The 19,147-nt window shown below is 49.9% G+C and carries 17 protein-coding genes and 2 pseudogenes; 7 read left to right on the forward strand and 12 right to left on the reverse strand.

The window, feature by feature from the left end:
• The 7 genes from nadC (at nt 1) to yacG (ending at nt 5,636) form a co-directional block, all read left to right on the forward strand.
• On the forward strand, nt 1-858 hold the full coding sequence (nadC, locus tag IEX02_RS09275; protein ID WP_188693610.1) for a carboxylating nicotinate-nucleotide diphosphorylase: 858 nt from the start codon (nt 1-3) through the stop codon (nt 856-858).
• Between the two features lie 184 nt (nt 859-1,042).
• The gene (locus IEX02_RS09280) at nt 1,043-1,477 is read left to right on the forward strand and encodes a pilin (protein ID WP_188693612.1); all 435 of its coding nucleotides are present in this window, start codon (nt 1,043-1,045) and stop codon (nt 1,475-1,477) included.
• Between the two features lie 67 nt (nt 1,478-1,544).
• Nucleotides 1,545-2,759, forward strand: coding sequence for a type II secretion system F family protein (locus IEX02_RS09285; protein WP_188693615.1), 1,215 nt, complete (start codon nt 1,545-1,547; stop codon nt 2,757-2,759).
• Nucleotides 2,760-2,888: 129 nt separating this feature from the next.
• Nucleotides 2,889-3,761 (forward strand): prepilin peptidase, encoded by an 873-nt coding sequence (locus IEX02_RS09290; protein ID WP_188693619.1) that lies wholly within the window; start codon nt 2,889-2,891, stop codon nt 3,759-3,761.
• Nucleotides 3,758-4,378: a dephospho-CoA kinase gene (coaE, locus tag IEX02_RS09295; RefSeq protein WP_229702170.1), complete on the forward strand. Its 621-nt coding sequence runs from the start codon at nt 3,758-3,760 to the stop codon at nt 4,376-4,378. Before IEX02_RS09290 ends, coaE begins: the two co-directional genes overlap by 4 nt.
• A 102-nt stretch (nt 4,379-4,480) precedes the next feature.
• Nucleotides 4,481-5,233, forward strand: a complete 753-nt coding sequence (gene zapD, locus IEX02_RS09300; protein ID WP_188693621.1) for a cell division protein ZapD — start codon at nt 4,481-4,483, stop codon at nt 5,231-5,233.
• A 175-nt stretch (nt 5,234-5,408) separates the two neighbouring features.
• A complete protein-coding gene (yacG, locus tag IEX02_RS09305) occupies nt 5,409-5,636 on the forward strand; it encodes a DNA gyrase inhibitor YacG (RefSeq protein ID WP_188693623.1) in 228 nt (75 codons plus the stop codon).
• On the opposite strand, the gene mutT is transcribed toward yacG, so the two are convergent.
• From mutT to ftsW, 12 genes and pseudogenes are all read right to left on the reverse strand, one after another.
• Nucleotides 5,637-6,038 carry an 8-oxo-dGTP diphosphatase MutT gene (gene mutT, locus IEX02_RS09310; protein WP_188693625.1) on the reverse strand — a complete coding sequence of 134 codons (402 nt, stop codon included), beginning with the start codon at nt 6,036-6,038 and terminating at the stop codon, nt 5,637-5,639.
• Nucleotides 6,039-6,110: 72 nt separating this feature from the next.
• Nucleotides 6,111-6,206: pseudogene (locus IEX02_RS20575) on the reverse strand (SEC-C metal-binding domain-containing protein); the annotation flags it as partial.
• A 59-nt stretch (nt 6,207-6,265) separates the two neighbouring features.
• A pseudogene (secA, locus tag IEX02_RS09315) lies at nt 6,266-8,804 on the reverse strand (preprotein translocase subunit SecA); the annotation flags it as partial.
• A gap of 144 nt (nt 8,805-8,948) precedes the next feature.
• Nucleotides 8,949-9,863 carry a M23 family metallopeptidase gene (locus IEX02_RS09320; RefSeq protein WP_188693631.1) on the reverse strand — a complete coding sequence of 305 codons (915 nt, stop codon included), beginning with the start codon at nt 9,861-9,863 and terminating at the stop codon, nt 8,949-8,951.
• Between the two features lie 206 nt (nt 9,864-10,069).
• Nucleotides 10,070-10,984, reverse strand: a complete 915-nt coding sequence (gene lpxC, locus IEX02_RS09325; RefSeq protein WP_188693634.1) for a UDP-3-O-acyl-N-acetylglucosamine deacetylase — start codon at nt 10,982-10,984, stop codon at nt 10,070-10,072.
• A gap of 155 nt (nt 10,985-11,139) precedes the next feature.
• Nucleotides 11,140-12,321: a cell division protein FtsZ gene (gene ftsZ / locus IEX02_RS09330; protein WP_188693636.1), complete on the reverse strand. Its 1,182-nt coding sequence runs from the start codon at nt 12,319-12,321 to the stop codon at nt 11,140-11,142.
• Nucleotides 12,322-12,401: 80 nt separating this feature from the next.
• Nucleotides 12,402-13,637, reverse strand: a complete 1,236-nt coding sequence (ftsA, locus tag IEX02_RS09335; protein ID WP_373284972.1) for a cell division protein FtsA — start codon at nt 13,635-13,637, stop codon at nt 12,402-12,404.
• 117 nt (nt 13,638-13,754) lie between these two features.
• Nucleotides 13,755-14,504 carry a cell division protein FtsQ/DivIB gene (locus IEX02_RS09340; protein ID WP_373284973.1) on the reverse strand — a complete coding sequence of 250 codons (750 nt, stop codon included), beginning with the start codon at nt 14,502-14,504 and terminating at the stop codon, nt 13,755-13,757.
• A complete protein-coding gene (locus tag IEX02_RS09345) occupies nt 14,501-15,433 on the reverse strand; it encodes a D-alanine--D-alanine ligase (protein ID WP_188693639.1) in 933 nt (310 codons plus the stop codon). The genes IEX02_RS09340 and IEX02_RS09345 overlap by 4 nt, the downstream gene beginning before the upstream one ends.
• Nucleotides 15,430-16,878, reverse strand: a complete 1,449-nt coding sequence (gene murC, locus IEX02_RS09350) for a UDP-N-acetylmuramate--L-alanine ligase (RefSeq protein ID WP_188693642.1) — start codon at nt 16,876-16,878, stop codon at nt 15,430-15,432. Before murC ends, IEX02_RS09345 begins: the two co-directional genes overlap by 4 nt.
• Entirely contained in the window at nt 16,875-17,948 is a 1,074-nt protein-coding gene (gene murG / locus IEX02_RS09355; protein ID WP_188693647.1) for an undecaprenyldiphospho-muramoylpentapeptide beta-N-acetylglucosaminyltransferase, read from the reverse strand. Before murG ends, murC begins: the two co-directional genes overlap by 4 nt.
• Nucleotides 17,945-19,132, reverse strand: coding sequence for a cell division protein FtsW (ftsW, locus tag IEX02_RS09360; protein WP_188694170.1), 1,188 nt, complete (start codon nt 19,130-19,132; stop codon nt 17,945-17,947). Before ftsW ends, murG begins: the two co-directional genes overlap by 4 nt.
• Nucleotides 19,133-19,147: the final 15 nt, after the last annotated feature.

Consider the following 19,147-nt stretch of genomic DNA (forward strand, 5'->3'; position numbering starts at 1 on the left):
ATGCTAAATCTTGAACAAGAAATCACCCGCTCCGTTGCCGCCGCGCTAAATGAAGATTTAGCTTATCAGGAGCCGGCACTGGGCGATATTACCGCCGGCCTTATCCCCGCCGAGCAGCAAGCCCATGCCCGGGTGATCTGCCGCGAACCCTGTACTGTGGCAGGACGGCCCTGGGTCGAAGAGGTATTTCGTCAGTTAGGCAGCACAGTTGAGCTTATCTGGCATGTAAAGGATGGTGATAAGGTGAATGCCGACGCCTGTTTGTTTGAACTTCAGGGCCCTGCACGCGCCATTTTGACGGGTGAAAGAACCGCGCTTAATTTTCTGCAAACCTTATCTGCCACGGCCACCGAAGTTGCCCGTTACGCTGATGCCCTGAAGCACACCCAAACCCGTATTCTGGATACCAGAAAAACCTTACCTGGCTTAAGAGCCGCGCAAAAATATGCCGTCACCTGTGGCGGCGGTCAGAATCATCGCATTGGTTTATTTGATGCGTTCCTGATTAAGGAAAACCATATTCTGGCCTGTGGCTCCATCTCCAAAGCGGTGGAAACCGCCCGTTTGCAACATCCGGATAAACCAGTGGAAGTGGAAGTGGAGAGCCTTGATGAACTGCAAGCCGCCCTCAGTGCAAGGGCCGATATTATTATGCTGGATAACTTCGATCTTGAATCTATACGCAAAGCAGTAGCGATAAACCAAGGGCAAGCCAAGCTCGAGGTGTCGGGAAATATCACTATTGAACGTTTGGGTGAACTGGCCGAAACCGGCGTTGACTACATATCCAGCGGGGCTTTAACAAAAAATGTACAGGCTATTGATCTGTCACTTCGCCTGCTGACAGACACAAAGTAAGCCTACCGAACATGCTGACAACTGCGCCAGGTTACACACTTGAGTATTAATGCCTATACTTGTCCACATATCAAACCTGCCTATACTGGATATCGGAAAACAAGCCAGCTTGCAGATTTCTGTGAATGGCTTACTTGTTTAGTCAGCAACGTAAAGCATTCCGGGAATGCATTGGAGATAAACCATGAAAGTACAGCAAACTAACCAGAAGGGTTTTACCCTGATTGAATTGATGATCGTTGTAGCCATTATCGGTATCCTGGCTGCCATCGCTCTGCCTGCTTATCAGTCTTACACGCAAAAAGCACACTTTAGTGAACTGAAAAGTGCTTCTTCTGCCGCTAAAACTGCCGTAGAACTCTGTGTACAAATGGGCAACGACATCGGTGACTGTGACGCAACCACTAACGGTGTTCCAGCAGACGTAACAGCGACGGCCACCGTTAATGGTATCGCAACTGCAAACGGTGTTATTACAGTAACAGCTAAATCAGGTGGCAAACTGGCAACTGCAGCGAGCGGCGGCGGTGCAGCTACCTTCGTAATGACACCTGCGGTTGATGCCACTACTAAAGCGGTAACCTGGACAGTAGCATGTGACCCAACTGACGCTTGCTAATCCTAGCATAGTCACTTGAGCCCAGTTTTTACTGGGCTTTTTTGTCTAAATCACAGGACATACGGCCATGGCACGAGAAAAAGCACTAGACACTTTTATCTGGCAAGGAAAAAACCGCAAAGGACAGGATATTAAAGGCGAAATTACTGCCTCTTCTCTAACAGAAGCGCGTAATTTGCTAAGACGCCAGGGTGTCTCTGCCACAAAAGTAAAGAAGTTTGCCAAGCCCCTTTTTGGTGGTGGCGACAAAATAAATGCCGCCGATATCTGCGTAGTATCCCGTCAAATTGCTACTATGCTCGCAGCGGGCGTTACCCTGATTCAAACCATAGATATGATTGCCCAGGGTCATGCCAAGGCCAGTATGCGCAAAATGCTAACCAATATTGGTAATGACGTAAAAGCCGGTAACCCTTTATCTAAGGCCCTACGTAAATATCCTGAGCAATTTGAAGATTTATACTGCGATTTGGTGGAAACCGGTGAGCAATCCGGTGCGCTGGAAACTATTTACGACCGTATCGCCACATATAAAGAAAAAGCCGAAGCCCTAAAATCAAAAATTAAAAAAGCGATGTTTTATCCTATCGCGGTACTCGTCGTGGCGTTTATCGTCACCACTATTTTGTTGGTTTTTGTGGTTCCCCAGTTTGAAGAAATTTTCTCCAGCTTTGGCGCTGAATTACCAGCCTTTACCCAGTTGGTATTAGCCATATCGAAATTTGTTCAAGACTACGGACTTTATATTGCAGCAGCCATTGCTATTGGTGCTGTTCTCTTCCAGCGTAGTTATAAAGCATCAAAAGATCTGAGAGACAGTTTAGATAAGAAGATTCTTAAAATTCCAGTAATTGGCGAAATCCTGAAAAAAGCTTCTATCGCTCGCTTTACCCGTACCTTATCCACTACCTTTGCCGCCGGTGTACCCTTAATCGGCGCCCTGGAATCTGCGGCGGGCGCGGCAGGAAACGCCGTATTCCGCGATGCCATTTTATATATCCGCAAAGAAGTTGCCGGCGGTATGCCCATGCATACCGCCATGCGCGCCACTAATGTATTCCCCGATATGGTGACGCAAATGATTGCTATCGGCGAAGAGTCCGGCGCCGTGGATGAGATGCTGAGTAAAATTGCCACCATTTATGAGCGCGAAGTGGACGATATGGTTGATGGCTTAACCAGCTTGCTGGAGCCCATGATTATGGCAGTGCTCGGTGTGGTCATCGGTGGCCTGATCGTGGCCATGTACCTGCCCATCTTCCAGATGGGTAATGTGGTGTAACCTAAGGCCCATAAAGAAAAGTCTGTTGACTTCAGTGTATTAAGACAACAGACTTTTCTATCCGTCAGTTGCGCTATTGGTATCCATCTGCTGACAGTGAATAACTGAGCACTGATTAATAAGAGTCCCATGCCCGATATTATCCTGTTATTGCAAAGCTCCCCTACCACACTCATTATCTTCGTTCTGCTTATCGGCCTGATGGTAGGCAGTTTTCTCAACGTCGTTATTCACCGTTTACCCATTATGATGGAGCGAGGATGGAAGCAGGAGTATCAAAGCTATTTCCACCCTGAACAAGCCGAAGCCCTTACCCCATACAATCTGGTTAAACCTGACTCCGAATGCCCGAAGTGTGGGCATAAAATTCGTGCCTGGGAAAATATTCCTCTACTAAGTTGGCTGCTACTTGGCGGCAAATGCAGCCAATGTAAAACTCCCATTTCAGCTCGCTATCCCTTAGTAGAACTGCTGACCGGTTTGCTTTCCGGCTGGATGGCCTGGCATCTGGGATTTGGCTGGCCTCTTCTGGCCGCGCTGTTTTTTACCTGGTTATTGGTCGCCATGACCTTTATTGATTTGGACAAAATGCTGCTGCCTGATCAGCTCACCCTGGCATTACTTTGGCTTGGGCTCTTCGCCAGCACCCAGTCTTTATTTGTCTCCCCGGCAGACGCAATAATAGGTGCCATCGCCGGTTACCTCAGCCTATGGTCAGTCTACTGGGGCTTTAAACTCCTGACCGGCAAGGAAGGCATGGGCTATGGAGACTTTAAACTGCTCGCCGCACTGGGTGCCTGGCTAGGCTGGCAATACTTGCCAATGGTGATTCTGGCTTCTTCTTTCGTTGGTGCCATTATCGGCCTTCTGATGCTTAGCATTCAGGGTAAAGACAAGGGGCAAGCTATACCTTTCGGCCCCTATTTAGCCATCGCTGGCTGGCTAACCTTTTTATATGGCGAGCCGGTAGCGGACTATTATTGGCACTGGATCTTATCGTGACAGACAAGCGCCCTTTGATAATCGGACTAACCGGCGGTATCGGCAGCGGAAAAACCAAAGTATCGGATCTGTTTGCCGGCTTAGGCATAGATATTATTGATGCCGATGTACTGGCCCGCGAAGTCGTTGAGCCGGGTGCACCGGCACTAAAACAAATTGCCGACCACTTCGGTAAACAAATACTGCGGGCCGATGGACAATTAAACCGCGGTGCCTTGCGTGAGCGTATTTTCTCTGCGCCAGATGAGAAAGCCTGGTTGAATGCATTGCTGCATCCGCTTATCCGGCAACTGATGCAGGAAAGAACCCATGCCGCCACTTCCCCATACTGCATTCTGGCGATTCCGCTACTGGTAGAAAATCAATTACATACACTTGTGGATAGAATTCTGGTTGTGGATGTCCAAGAGGGCATACAACGCGAAAGAGTCACTACGAGAGATAAGGTTAGCGCACAACAAGTGGATGCTATCCTAGCCTCGCAAGCCAGTAGAGCGCAGCGACTGGCCGTTGCCGACGATGTGATTGACAACAGTGGCTCGCTGGAAGTCCTGTCTCGTCAGGTAGAAAAGCTTCATCAGCAATACTTGCTCTTGGCAAAAAATCTAAAAGCTTGAAATAAATCAGCATTTGCGTTGTAGTGCTAGTATTATGCCCTGCCTTTATATTTCAGACTGAAATTCAGGGGCAAAAGCAAACCAAAACTACGAGGTAAAGCAATGAACCAGGCAGTGTATGAATTTCCGCTCAACGAAAAGGTACGCACTTATTTGCGCCTTGAGCAGTTATTCAAACAGCTTGGCCAAAGCATTAATGCCAGTGAAGACTGGCAATACGTGCGCTTTATCGAGTCACTCTTCACCCTGTTGGACTTGTCTGAACGCGTAGATGTACGTACCGATCTGATTAAAGATATTGAGTTACATGAACGCAATCTCAATTATTGGGCCCAACACCCCAATATTGATTTAGACGCCTTAAAGCAAGCACAACAAAAAGTCATAGCCCTCAGAGACGAATTGAAGAATGCCCGCAAGTTCGGGTCCGCTTTACGGGATGAAAAGTTCCTTATGTCTATTCGTCAGCGATTTAGTATCCCTGGTGGCACCTGTAGTTTTGATCTGCCCAACCTGCATTACTGGTTAAGGCAAGATGAGGCTTTTAAGCAGCGAACGATTAATGCTTGGTTTAAAGAATTTGCCCTGATGCAAAATGCCATCGATATGACACTCACCTTTCTGCGTGAGCGTGGCCGCTTTGAAGCTATCGATGCACAGAAAGGCTTTTACCAGGGGGTTGCGGACGATAAAAATGAAGTTATCCGCGTATACTGTCGTACCGATCAGGGCTATTTCCCTACCCTAAGCGGCAATAAGTACCGCTACGCAATCCGCTTTATGATGTTTAATCCAGAAGAGGCCGGTCAGGTCGCCATGGAAACCATGGTGCAGTTTAAGCTGGCTTGTTGTTGACCCCTTGATGGTCTGTTGCTCGCTGAAGCCAAAGCACACAAAGTTAGCGCACTATTCATCTTATCTTTGATTAAAAGTATTGGCATCTGCCGCTCGTTACGGCTCAGAGAGACAGCTGTCGACGAGGTCTTATGCTACAATCCCGTTATTGCCGGATGTTAAGGCCAAACTACTTATGAAAGTCACCTGCCCTACCTGCCAGACCGAACTGGAATGGGGGCCACAAAGCCCACACCGCCCTTTTTGCTCAAAACGTTGTCAGTTAATTGATTTGGGCGAATGGGCCGAAGAACAAAAAACCATTCCCTGCGGTGCCAGTAAAGATGCCGAAACTCAGTTACCCGATATCGAAGATATTGAGGCCATGCTTGCCCAGCAGGAAGATGCGTTTTTTAAGCAATAATCAGAAGTTGGAGAAAGACTCACCTTGCAGCTTTTCAACTATGGCTTTGTTGGCATCGGGAAAGCGATAATCGGACAACATTTTTAGCTCTACCCACTTCCCTTGCTGACCCTCCCGGCCATGAGGCTCGCCGTTAAAGTCACTGACCAGGTGAATATCCAGTTTCACTTGCTTATCGCCATAGTCGTGCTCTATCAACATAAAAGGCTGTGATGCCTTGACCTGAATATCGACTTCCTCTTGCAGCTCTCGAATCAGCGCCTGTGTCACAGTTTCTCCCGCTTCAACCTTACCGCCAGGAAACTCCCATTTTCCTCCCTGATGCAAACTAGCATCGCGCAGGGTAATAAAAACCTGTTGCTCACGCAGGATCACACCGACAGCCACATGCACCAGTTTCACTTTCTATTCTCCCAATATAAAGGCCGGGAAATCCCGGCCTTGTTAACGTCTAAATTCGCTAAGTTCTGTTGCTTAGGATAGCTTGCCGTGGCACTGCTTATATTTTTTGCCTGAACCACAAGGGCAAGGATCATTGCGGCCAACCTTAGGCCCCTCGCGCACCTCGGCCTGCGCCTGAGAAGGTGACTCATGCTGCTCTTTCATACGCAAGCGCATGGCTTCTTCTTCGCGACGGCGTTGTTCTTCCACCGCTTCGACATCGGACTCAGCACGTACTTGAACTTTACTCAGTACATTAACCACTTCTGTCTTCAGGTTATCCAACATTTGGGCAAAGAGTTCGAACGACTCGCGCTTATATTCCTGTTTAGGGTTCTTCTGTGCATAACCACGCAAGTGGATACCCTGACGCAAATGATCCATGGCTGCCAGGTGTTCTTTCCAGTGGCTGTCCAGGCTCTGCAGCATAATGGCTTTTTCAAACTGACGCAGTACCGGCGCCCCGACCATCTCTTCTTTGGCCTTATAAGCCGCATCCACTTCCTGATGAATTCGCTCGCGTAGGGTTTCTTCAAACAGCTTATCGTCTTCATCCAGCCAGGTTTGCACGGGCAATTCAATCAGGTAGTCAGCTTTGATACGCTCTTGCAGACCAGCAACATCCCACATTTCAGCCAGTGACTGGGGCGGAATGTACTGGCTGATCATCTCATCAACCACATCCTGGCGAATGGCTTCAATGGTAGCGCTGATATCACCTTCATCCAGCAAACTGTTGCGCTGCTCATAGATAACCTTACGCTGGTCATTGGCTACATCATCAAACTCTAGCAGCTGCTTACGGATATCGAAGTTACGTTGCTCAACTTTACGCTGTGCGTTCTCGATGGCTTTGGTCACCCAAGGATGCTCAATGGCCTCGCCACGCTCCATGCCCAAACGTTTCATCATATTGGCCATACGCTCTGACGCGAAAATGCGCATCAGCGAGTCTTCTAATGACAGATAGAAACGAGATGAACCCGGATCGCCCTGACGACCAGCACGACCACGCAACTGGTTGTCGATACGACGGGATTCATGGCGCTCGGTACCGATAATATGCAGGCCACCGGCTTCAATTACTTTGTCGTGATGTTCTTGCCACTCGGCTTTGATTTTCTCTACCGTACCTGGCTTAGGATCGTTAATTTTGTCCAGTTCTGCCTGCCAGTTACCACCAAGCACAATATCGGTACCACGACCCGCCATATTGGTGGCAATAGTTACGGCACCTGGGCGACCGGCCTGAGCGATAATATCGGCTTCCTGAGCGTGGAATTTGGCATTCAGGACCTTGTGCGGGATCTTGACCTTTTTCAGCACATTAGACAGTAATTCTGAGTTCTCAATAGACACCGTTCCCACTAGCACGGGACGACCTTTTTCCACATTGTCTTTAATATCGGCAATAATGGCTTCGTATTTTTCTTCGGCCGTCAGATAAATCAAATCTGCTCGGTCGTCACGAATCATCGGCTTATTGGTAGGGATAACCACAGTATCCAGACTATAGATTTGCTGGAATTCGGCCGCTTCGGTGTCAGCCGTACCTGTCATGCCCGCCAGTTTTTCGTACAGACGGAAGTAGTTCTGGAAGGTAATAGAGGCCAGTGTCTGGTTTTCGTGTTGAATACGCACGCCTTCTTTGGCTTCCACGGCTTGGTGCAGACCTTCAGACCAGCGACGGCCTTCCATAGTACGGCCGGTGTGTTCATCAACAATAACAATTTCCCCGTCCTTGACGATGTAATCTACGTCACGGTGAAACAGTTTATGAGCTCGCAGGGCGGCATTAACGTGATGCATAAGCGCAATATTACCGGCCGCATACAGAGATTCACCTTCTGGCAGCAGCTCATACTTATGCATAATTTCTTCGATACGTATCTGGCCACGTTCGGTAAGGTGAATTTGTTTGGCTTTCTCATCTATAGTGAAATCACCATCACCTTCCTGACCTTCTTCGTCTTCTTTTTCCTGCAGCTTCAGCTCTGGAATAATGGCGTTAATGCGCTTGTACATCTCAGAACTGTCTTCGGCCTGACCGGAAATAATCAGCGGCGTACGAGCTTCATCGATAAGGATAGAGTCAACTTCATCCACTACCGCATAATGCAGCGGGCGCTGTACCCTGTCTTCGGGACGGAAGGCCATATTGTCGCGCAGATAATCAAAACCGAATTCATTATTAGTGCCGTAGGTAATATCAGCCGCATACGCCTCGCGCTTTTGCTCGTGGTTCATGCCTGGCACGTTACAGCCCACGGTCAATCCCAGGAATTCAAACAAGGGACGACTCCAGTCGGCATCACGGCGTGCCAGGTAGTCGTTGACGGTAATAACGTGTACACCCTTGCCAGTCACGGCATTCAGATAAGAACTCAGGGTTCCCGTCAGGGTTTTACCTTCACCGGTCCGCATTTCGGCAATCTGACCTTCCTGCAATACCATGCCGCCAAGCATCTGCACGTCAAAATGACGCATGCCAAATACGCGCTTACTGGCTTCCCGTACTACCGCAAATGCCTCGGGCAGAATATCGTTAGTGGTTTCGCCTTTTTCCAGCCGTTCTTTGAACTCACTGGTTTTTTGCTTCAACTGCTCATCGCTGAAACCTTCGTATTCGGCTTCCAACTGGTTAATTTGTGTAACGACCTTACCCAGTTTCTTTAGCGTGCGTTCGTTTCGGCTACCAAAAACTTTCGTGAGAATACTTGAAAACATGCTTCAACGGCTTCCAGTTCTTTTAATCTAATTCCAAACAAAACAATCGGCTTTGGGCATTTTCGCCCTCAGCCGATTGCAGCTTATGAGGATCAGGAAAATCCTAATGCGGGCAAGGCTTCACTTGCACCTACAACGTCAGGGCTACCCCTGAGATTTGCGATAGACGAATGGTAAGGGGTCTATCTGTCGTCCATGCTGCATCACCTCGTAATGCACATGAGCGCCGGTAGAGCGTCCTGTACTGCCCATAATGGCAATAGTCTGCCCTTTGGTCACTACATCGCCCACTTTAACTTCAAGGTTTTTATTGTGGCCGTAACGAGTTACCAGACCGTTACCATGCTCAATTTCCACCAAGTTACCGTAACCATACCTTTCTCCGGCCCAGGTTACCAACCCTGCGCCTGTGGACACCACAGCATCACCTTCCTGACCGGCAAAATCTAATCCTTTGTGCATGGCTGGCATGCCTGAAAATGGATCTTTTCTTACTCCGTAATAAGATGACAACCATCCACTGTTGACCGGTCGGCCAGCTAAATAGCTCTGCGCTTCGATATGGTGATTCAGGAGGATAGATTCAAGGGCTTGGAGCTGTTTGGTTTTACTATCAAGCTGCGCCAGCATCTGATCGATTTGGAGCATCACTTCACCAGCTGACTGTACCTGTGCTTCAACCAGCTCCTGAGCGGGCCCGCCAAGAGCAGGTAACTCAGAAAAATTGAACTCTTCGCTATTTAAACCGGATTCCTTTACTAAACGGTCGCCCAATGCATTCAGACGGTGCAACTGTCCCTGAATCTCTCCCAGCTTCATCAGCATGCCGGTCAGTTGCTGTTGAGTGGTTTCTTTTAACTGTTCAACTTCTTCTTTTTGTTTAATCAGTCCGGTCTGCGTATACGCAACCCTGGCCTGTGCTTCAGCAGGGTCCTGAGTTGAACGACCCGCAATCAAAGTCAGCCCCAATGTGACAACCAAGGCGGCCGCTAACTGCCGCTTCGACAGGTTATATCGAAGGCGTACCTTTTTACTTCTGACTAGCAGGGTTAAACTCATCGGATCTCATACTCATTACAGCGTCGACCGATTCTAAACCGACTCAAGGTTAAAAAAAAGCTAATAGACGAATTCAGAACCATAACCAGGGATAAATCACAAAACGCCAAATTATCCACTTTACGCTTTGTGCTATGCATTGAACAAGCCAGTTAGTCATAAAACAAAAATGCCGCAATTGCGGCATTTTTTTACTTTCAGGGAATTTAGTTGGCTAACAACGGCGTGCCAAAACGAATAGGCATTTTCTCATCTGACTCGTAACTGACAAACTCCCAGCAATCTTTCATCGCCAACAATTTATTCAGTAACTTGTTGTTTAAGCCGTGCCCTGTCTTATAGGCACAAAGCTCACCTATGATGCTGTGACCACCCAGATACAGATCGCCAATGGCATCCAGAATCTTATGTTTAAGGAACTCGTCTTCATAACGCAGCCCCTCGTGATTCAATACCCGATACTCATCCAGTGCAACGGCATTTTCCATGCTACCCCCCAACGCCAAGTTGTGGGCATGCATGTACTCCAGATCCTTCATAAAGCCAAAGGTTCTGGCACGGCTGACTTCATCAATATAAGACGCCGTATCAAAATCCATCACCAGATGCTGACGAGTCTGGCTGATAACCGGGTGCTCGAAATCAATTCGAAAATCCACACGGAAGCCATCATATGGACGCAGTTCAGCCCATTTATCGCCATCTTCAACACGAACGGTTTTGGTTACCCGGATGAATTTTTTCGCCGCGCTCTGCTCCTCGATACCTGCCGACTGCAGCAGGAAAATAAAGGGGCTGGCGCTGCCATCCATAATGGGCAGTTCATTGGCATCCACTTCGACAATAATATTGTCAATGCCAAGACCGGCCAGAGCCGATGCCAAATGCTCTACAGTAGAGATACTGGCACCATCCTGATTGCTAAGACAAGTACAGAGCATCGTATCCCCTACTGCATCAGCACGGGATGGAATGTCCACATAAGGCTCCAGGTCTACGCGACGGAACAGGATCCCTGTGTTCACGGGCGCGGGTCGGAGAGTCATAGTGACCTTGTCACCTTTGTGCAGACCAATTCCTGTCACTTGCACGGACTGTTTCAGGGTACGTTGTTTGATCATCTCGTCTTAGCTCAACAATTAACCAAAACTAAAAAGGGCCGGCATTTTAGTGGTTAGACCACCGATTGTCAAAACATCAAGTGTAAGCAAGGCTAAGAAATGCAAAGACTTCTTGCCAAACATGACAGTTTTGTGACTACCCTTTTCGTTATTTACTAGTCCGCTTGCTTACGCAAAAACGCCGGAATATCCAAGTATTCCAGATCGTTATTGGACTCAGGCTTCTCTTCTACGCTTGGCGTTCGTACCGGCTCTCGCATAGTCGTCACTCTTTCGCCCGTACCTTCCGCCTGGCTCAGTTTGAAATCATTTGGCTCTGGCACATGGCGACCAGCAGTATTTTGCTGACGGTTGCTCACCAGAGAAATCTCTGGCTTGCGCTCTGCACCAATACCTGTTGCCACAACAGTGACGCGCAGTTCATCAGACATTTCCATGTCGATAACAGTTCCCACCACCACAGTAGCATTTTCTGATGCGAAGGCTTTAACGGCATTACCTACCGTCTCAAACTCATCAATAGCAAAATCGGGACCGGCGGTTATGTTGACCAAAATACCGCGCGCACCAGACAGATCGATATCTTCCAGTAGCGGGCTAGCAATCGCCGCTTCGGCAGCCTCTTCGGCACGGTCTTCACCAGTGGCGGTGCCACTACCCATCATGGCTTTGCCCATTTCAGACATCACGGTACGTACGTCCGCAAAGTCCACGTTAATCAGACCAGGGCGGGTAATCAGTTCGGCAATGCCTTGTACCGCGCCGCGCAATACATCGTTAGCAGCACTGAAGGCCTTTAACAATGGCGTACCGCGTCCCATCACCTTAAGTAATTTCTCATTAGGAATGGTGATCAATGAGTCCACATACTTGGACAATTCCTGAATTCCCTGGTCCGCATACTCAATACGCTTGCGACCTTCAAAGGGAAATGGTTTGGTTACCACTGCGACCGTCAGAATGCCCATATCTTTAGCGATACGTGCAACTTCGGGAGCGGCTCCTGTACCGGTACCACCGCCCATACCCGCGGTGATAAATACCATGTCAGCACCTTCCAGGCTTTGACGAATGGTCTCACCATCTTCCTCTGCGGCTTGTCTACCTACCATAGGGTTGGCGCCCGCGCCCAGTCCTTTAGTGACCCCAGAACCAATCTGCAAAGTTACATTGGCTTTGGAGCTGCGAAGCACCTGGGCATCGGTATTGACGGCGATGAATTCCACACCCTCAATATTGTGCGACACCATGTGATCGACAGCATTACCACCGCCGCCACCGACACCTATGACTTTAATTACGGCTTCATCGCCGTGTGCATCCATTAACTCAAACATGTTTTCTCTCCGGTTTTTGTTTAACAACGTGCGGTCCTTGGCGTTAACCGCACCCCGCTAGACATCATCACTTCTAATTTTTAAAACTCGCCCTTGAACCAGCTTTGAATTCTCTGCCAAATACCTTCAGAGGATTTCTGCCTGGCTATCTGCTTTGCCCGCATATGGTCTTTGGCGTACTGGAGCAAGCCAACTGCAGTGGCAAAGGTTGAATCTTCCACGTACTCGGACAACCCCTTAACATTTAATGGGCGCCCTACTCTGACCGGCATTTGGAACAGCTCTTCGGCAAACTCCACTGCGCCTTCCATCTTGGCGGTACCACCGGTCAACACTATGCCTGCCGCGATCTGCTCTTCTAATCCGCTGGAACGGATCTGTTCGTGCACCAATTCAAACAATTCTTGGTACCTGGGTTCGATGACCTCTGCCAGGGTATGCCTGGACATTGCTCTGGATGGTCGGCCCCCCACGCTTGGCACTTCAATGCTCTCTTCCATGCTGACCATGTTTTTCAGCGCACAGGCGTAACTAATCTTAATTTCTTCCGCATGACTGATAGGCGTACGGAAAATCTTGGCAATATCACTGGTGATCTGATTACCAGCCACAGGTATCACCGCGGTGTGGCGTATGGCGCCATCTGTGTAAATCACGATATCTATGGTGCCGCCACCAATATCCACCACACAGACCCCCAACTCTTTTTCATCTTCCGTTACCACCGCGTAGCTCGAGGCAAGCGCTGAGAAGATAAGCTGGTCGGAACTCAGTCCACAGCGCTCCACGCACTTAACCAGATTTTTAGCCATATCATCAGCACAGGTGATGATATGTGCTTCCGCCTCCATCCTGACCCCAGACATGCCGACCGGGTTTTTAATCCCTTCCTGCACATCAATAGTGAACTCCTGCGGCAGCACATGCAGCAAACGACGCTCTGCCGCTATAGGTACACTGCGCGCAGCGTGAATCACGTTATCGACGTCTTCCTGAGTCACTTCCTTGTTATTGATTGGAACCATGCCACTTTCATTCTGGCACTGCACATGACGACCAGAAATAGACATAAATACAGACGATACGCGACAATCGGCCATTAGCTCCATTTCATTGATGGCACTTTGCACTGACTGCACCACCAAATTCAGATCATTTACGCCGCCTTTGTCCATGCCGCGGGCCATATGAGTTCCCACACCGACGATGCTGATACCACCATCATCCAGCACTTCACCCACGACGGCCTTGACGGTACTGGTACCTATATCCAGACCTACAATCAAATTCCGATCTGTCACCTTTGCCACCGGCATGTTCATTCTCACTATGCTGTCCGCTGTTTTATCTGTTAACTAATCTTGGCGAATGCCAGTAATCTGGCATTCACGTTCAGAGGCGACCTTGTTGTCGTCTCTTTATCTTTTTACACTTCAACCAGATGTCGCCGCTGACGCGGGTTTCCATCCAACCGCTAAACCTGTGTCGTAGCGCAGGTCTACGTATTCAGCCTGTCGCTGGTCTTTTTGCAGCAGTGGATAAATGTCCACAAAACGCTGCAATCTGTCGATAAACTCATCCCGCCCCAGATTTAATCTCAGGCCATTATCCAGCTTCAGATTCCAGGCAAACCGCTCACTCAACACCAGTTCATCCACTTGCACATCAGAGCGCAGAAGTAGCGCCTGCATAGCATGAAATCCCTGTAGCGCGGTCTGTTCACTGCCCTGAGGACCGAACAATTTGGGCAACAAAAGTCCCTCTGGAACCGCCGCCGCAAAAGTGCCGCCCTGAATATTCAGCAACATATCGCCATTCCAGCTCGCAACGGCTTGCTGTTCCACAACATGCACATGCAGGTTATTCGGCCATTCTTTTCTAATCGAGGCGCGATACACCCAAGGTAGCGCTTCCACATCCTGCAAGGCCCGCTGAATATCCAGTTCAAAAAAGCTACCAGGCTGATTACGCCGGATAGCCAACTCCACATCCTGCTTCACCAGATAAGTCAGTTTCCCTGATATCTGGATATCTCTCACCGGCAACTGTTGCTCATCATCCAACCAGGCATTCAAGCTAAATGCGCCGTATACCAAGCCACTGAGCACCAAAAACAGAAACAGCATACCCCACCACAACTGTGGCCCACGCGCCGGCGTTGGCAGGACTTGCAGTTCATTCACCGGCTGAGCTCCGAGGTGGCCAGAACTTCCAAGGCCAGGTCGCTGAAACTCATTCCCGCTTGCTTCGCCGCCATAGGCACCAAGCTTTTCTGTGTCATACCGGGTACAGTATTGGCTTCCAGCAAATAGAACTGCCCGCTCTTATCCTGCATAAAGTCCACCCGTCCCCAGCCGCTGCCGTTCAGCGCTTCGAAAGCCCTACGTGCCAGTGAGCCCAACAGCGCTTCGGCTTGGCTATCTAAACCACTGGGGCAAAAGTACTCAGTGCTGTTCGCTTGGTACTTGGCTTCATAGTCATAAAAAGTACGGGGAGTCTGCATGCGAATGGAAGGCAAGGTTTTGTCACCCAACAAACTGACAGTAAATTCCTGACCGGTTATAAATCTTTCCAGCAATACCTGATGGTCGTATTGGAAAGCCTGCTGCACAGCGTCTGACAACTCGGCTGCGTCACTGACTTTTGCCATGCCGATGCTGGATCCTTCCTGCGCCGGTTTAACCATTACTAAACCACCTAAACGCGCCATTATATCGTCGCAGAGATCCGCATTAAAGCTGGATTTATCAACTACTTGGTATTCGGCTGTTGGCAATCCCAGCGCTTGCCAGATCCACTTACTGCGAACCTTATCCATGCACAACGCCGAGCCCAGCACGCCAGACCCTGTATAGGGGATCCCTAACTGCTGCAAGGCGCCTTGCAAGGTGCCGTCTTCACCACCGCGGCCATGTAGCATAATCAGTACGCGATGGAATTTGGCAGCTACCAGCTCAGTCAATGAGGAGCTGGCCGGGTCAAAAGCATGGGCATCCACACCCGCTTCCAACAAAGCATCCAATACAGCCTGTCCTGACTTTAGCGATACCTCCCGCTCTGCAGAGTTACCGCCGAACAACACCGCAACTTTGCCGAAACGCTCGACATTCATGCACCGTTCTCCCCACTCATAATGGCTATGTTTAGTTGCATTTTTTGCAGGTCTTTGGCCAGCTTACCTATGTTTCCGGCACCTTGAGTCATCAACAAATCTTGATCCTGCAATAACGGCGCTAATAGCTTAGGTAGCTCCTCTGGGCTACTCACGTAAACCGGTTCAATTTGACCTCGCTGACGAATTGAGCGGCAAAGGGCTTTACTGTCCGCTCCCTCAATCGGTGCTTCCCCGGCTGAGTAGACCTCCAGTAACAACAGCAGATCCACCTGAGACAATACCCTGACAAAATCTTCATATAGATCACGGGTCCGAGAATAGCGGTGGGGCTGATACGCCATGACCAGGCGTTTATCTGGCCAGTTACTGCGCGCCGTGGCGATAGTGGCTTCTACTTCGGTTGGGTGATGACCGTAATCGTCAACCAGGAGCACCTCACCATTACCGGTATCAAACTGTCCCAAACATTCAAACCGACGACCAATGCCCTCGAAAGAGGCCAGTGCTTCGACGACTTTTTGTTGCTCGATCCCTTCTTCCAGCGCCACCGCGATAGCCGCCAGCGCATTCAGCACATTATGTTTACCCGGTAACCCCAGCTTAACTTCAAAAGGCGCTGCGTCTTTTCGCTCAACGGTGAAACAGCTATGGTTGAAGCCTTGGGTTAGATTCACGGCCCGGTAGTCCAAGCCTTCAGAGAAGCCGTAAGTCAAATAATGGCGGCCGATTCTTGGCAGCAGCTTAGTGATAACAGGATCATCACCACACATCACCGCCAGGCCATAAAAAGGCAGGTTATGCAGAAAATCCAAGTAGGTGTCTTCCATTTTCTGGAAGTCCCCCTGGTAGGTATCCATATGATCCGCTTCGATATTGGTTACCACCGACACCATGGGCTGCAGATGCAAGAAGGAAGCATCACTTTCATCCGCCTCCGCGATCAGATAGCGGCTGCTGCCCAATCTTGCATTAGTACCGGCGCTGTTAAGCAAACCACCTATAACAAACGTGGGATCTTGCCCACCATGGGCAAAAATTGTTGCGATCAAACTGGTGGTTGTGGTTTTACCATGGGTGCCAGCCACCGCCACACCATGGCGAAAACGCATTAGCTCGGCCAACATTTCGGCCCGCCGAATAACGGGAATGCGTTGCTCTCGTGCCAGCTTAATCTCTGGGTTCTGGGTATCTATGGCACTGGATACCACCACCACATCAACCCCCTGCACATTGCTGGCCTGGTGGCCAATAAAAATGGTGGCACCTAATCCTTGCAAGCGGCTGGTCATAGGGTTGGTCGCCAAGTCAGAACCCGACACCTGATAGCCTTCGTTCAATAACACTTCGGCAATGCCGCCCATACCGGCGCCGCCGATACCAATAAAATGAATGCGTTTAATACGGCGCATCTCCGGAACCGTATAATTGGCAGTACTGCTCATGCCTGTTGCTCCGCTAGTTCTTTGCAATACCCTGCGACTCTGTCGGTCGCGTCCGGCTTGGCCTGACTCAGGGCTTTTTGCCCCATCGTCGCCAACGTGCCGGCATCTGCCAGTAATTGCGTTAATGTCTGTTTAAAATCCTGTCCGGCCAATTGGCTCTGTGGCACCAACAACGCAGCACCCGCTTGAACTAATACCTCTGCATTGCGGGTTTGGTGATCATCCACGGCATAGGGCAAAGGGACAAAAATGGCTGCCAAACCACTGCTGGCAATCTCAGATACGGTTAAGGCTCCAGCCCGGCAAATCACCAGATCAGCCCAGTCATATGCCTGTCCCATATCGTCGATAAACGCCTGCACCTGCCAGTTATGCTGCGTTCCCATATGCTGCTCATAAGCCGTCTTGGCTTCCGCCTCTCGGCCACCACCGCATTGATGGCGAATCTCAATACCCTCGATACCTGCAAACTGGGATGGCAATATCTCATTGAGGGCTTTGGCGCCCAAACTGCCCCCCACAACCAAGACATGCAGGCTATCGCCTTGAGTCTTATGCTTCGAAGGTGCGATATTGTTACGTACCGGATTGCCAACCCATTCCACATTGGGTGTGGCTGCCGGGAAAGTACGATCAAACCCCGTCATCACCTTTCTCGCCAACCGACTTAACAACTTATTGGTCATTCCCGGCACGGCATTTTGTTCATGGATAAGTAACGGCACGCCACTTAACCAAGCCGCTACACCACCTGGACCGCTGGCAAACCCGCCCATTCCCAAAACCACATCGGGCTGAAACTGCTTGATTGCCTTTCTCGCCTGCCATACTGCCTGAGCAATCTTGAACGGCGCCTTAAGCAAGCGAATCAGACCGTTACCGCGCACACCGCTGATGCTCAAATAACTGATGGGGTAACCAGCCGCTGGCACCACTCGGGCTTCCATTTTTTCTGCCGTCCCCAGCCAGTGTACTTGCCAGCCTTCGGCTTTGAGGTGATCTGCCACTGCCAGCCCAGGGAACACATGTCCACCGGTGCCACCAGCCATAATCATGATCCGGCCACTCATTGACTACTACTCCGTTTGCGGTCACTCAAGGCCTGTACACCATCCATGCGTAACTCAAAATCAATGCGCATAAGCAAAGCCACCGCCATGCTCATCAAAATCAGGCTATTGCCGCCGTAACTCACCAGGGGTAAGGTTAGACCCTTGGTGGGTAGAATACCGGCGCTGGCACCGACATTAACGGCGGTCTGAAAACTGAACCAAATACCGATGGAATGCGCCAAGTAGCCCTCAAATGGACGCCCTTGTTGCAGCGCAAGGTTGCCCAAACGCAAAGCTTTAAGCACCAACATCAATAACAACGCCAGCACCGCACACACACCAGCAAACCCCAACTCTTCGGCCAGAATCGCGGCAATAAAGTCGGTATGCGCCTCCGGTAGGTATTCTAACTTCTGTAAACTGTTGCCCAGTCCTTGGCCGAAAATATCACCGCGGCCATAAGCCATCAGCGATTGGGTCAACTGATAACCACTGCCAAAAGGGTCAGCCCAGGGATCCAAAAACGCGGTAATACGTTTGAGGCGGTATTCTTCAAATAAAATTAACGCCACGACGGCACACAGGCCGCTAAGCAGCAGACCAAAGAACTGCCACAATTTGGCGCCGGCCAGAAACAGCAAGCCGATGGTCGTAGCAAACATCACCACCACAGTACCCAGATCCGGTTGCATCAACAGCAACAAAGCCAAAATGAAGAGCACGCCAAGCGGCTTGATAAAGCCTTTCAGGTTCTCCGTCACTTCTTCATAGCGACGCACCAGATAACCAGCCAGATAACAGAAGAAAAACAATTTGGCCGGTTCTGCGGCCTGAATAGTGATAGGCCCCAGCGCCAGCCAGCGGGTGCTGCCGTTAACATTGCGCCCCACCAGCAATACCGCCACCAACAACAGGATAGCTAGCAATAACAGCCAGCCGTTGTATGTCCGCCACCAGCGCATGGGCAGTTGCATCGTCACCAGTGATGCGATCAGCGCAATGACCACATATATCCCATGGCGAATGGCAAAATGAAAAGGGTTATCGTAAATACGAGCAGCCGCGGGCATAGAAGCCGAGGTCACAATGATCATCCCGATGGACATCAGCGCCAGGGCTATCAGCAACAAGCTTAAATCGTAAGGACGCATGCCACGTACATCATGACGAAGCTGAAAAAGGCGCTGCAGATTTTGTCCCATCAGTGACGGCGATAC

Source organism: Bowmanella pacifica, from assembly GCF_014645355.1.
Taxonomy (GTDB): Bacteria; Pseudomonadota; Gammaproteobacteria; order Enterobacterales; family Alteromonadaceae; genus Bowmanella; species Bowmanella pacifica.

Bases quoted from the DNA above. Each gene is read 5' to 3' on its own strand.
- nadC (WP_188693610.1), top strand. From the start codon at position 1: ATGCTAAATCTTGAACAAGAAATCACCCGCTCCGTTGCCGCCGCGCTA.
- IEX02_RS09280 (WP_188693612.1), top strand. From the start codon at position 1,043: ATGAAAGTACAGCAAACTAACCAGAAGGGTTTTACCCTGATTGAATTG.
- IEX02_RS09285 (WP_188693615.1), top strand. From the start codon at position 1,545: ATGGCACGAGAAAAAGCACTAGACACTTTTATCTGGCAAGGAAAAAAC.
- IEX02_RS09290 (WP_188693619.1), top strand. From the start codon at position 2,889: ATGCCCGATATTATCCTGTTATTGCAAAGCTCCCCTACCACACTCATT.
- zapD (WP_188693621.1), top strand. From the start codon at position 4,481: ATGAACCAGGCAGTGTATGAATTTCCGCTCAACGAAAAGGTACGCACT.
- yacG (WP_188693623.1), top strand. From the start codon at position 5,409: ATGAAAGTCACCTGCCCTACCTGCCAGACCGAACTGGAATGGGGGCCA.
- IEX02_RS09320 (WP_188693631.1), bottom strand. From the start codon at position 9,863: ATGAGTTTAACCCTGCTAGTCAGAAGTAAAAAGGTACGCCTTCGATAT.
- lpxC (WP_188693634.1), bottom strand. From the start codon at position 10,984: ATGATCAAACAACGTACCCTGAAACAGTCCGTGCAAGTGACAGGAATT.
- ftsZ (WP_188693636.1), bottom strand. From the start codon at position 12,321: ATGTTTGAGTTAATGGATGCACACGGCGATGAAGCCGTAATTAAAGTC.
- ftsA (WP_373284972.1), bottom strand. From the start codon at position 13,637: ATGCCGGTGGCAAAGGTGACAGATCGGAATTTGATTGTAGGTCTGGAT.
- IEX02_RS09345 (WP_188693639.1), bottom strand. From the start codon at position 15,433: ATGAATGTCGAGCGTTTCGGCAAAGTTGCGGTGTTGTTCGGCGGTAAC.
- murC (WP_188693642.1), bottom strand. From the start codon at position 16,878: ATGAGCAGTACTGCCAATTATACGGTTCCGGAGATGCGCCGTATTAAA.
- murG (WP_188693647.1), bottom strand. From the start codon at position 17,948: ATGAGTGGCCGGATCATGATTATGGCTGGTGGCACCGGTGGACATGTG.
- ftsW (WP_188694170.1), bottom strand. From the start codon at position 19,132: ATGGGACAAAATCTGCAGCGCCTTTTTCAGCTTCGTCATGATGTACGT.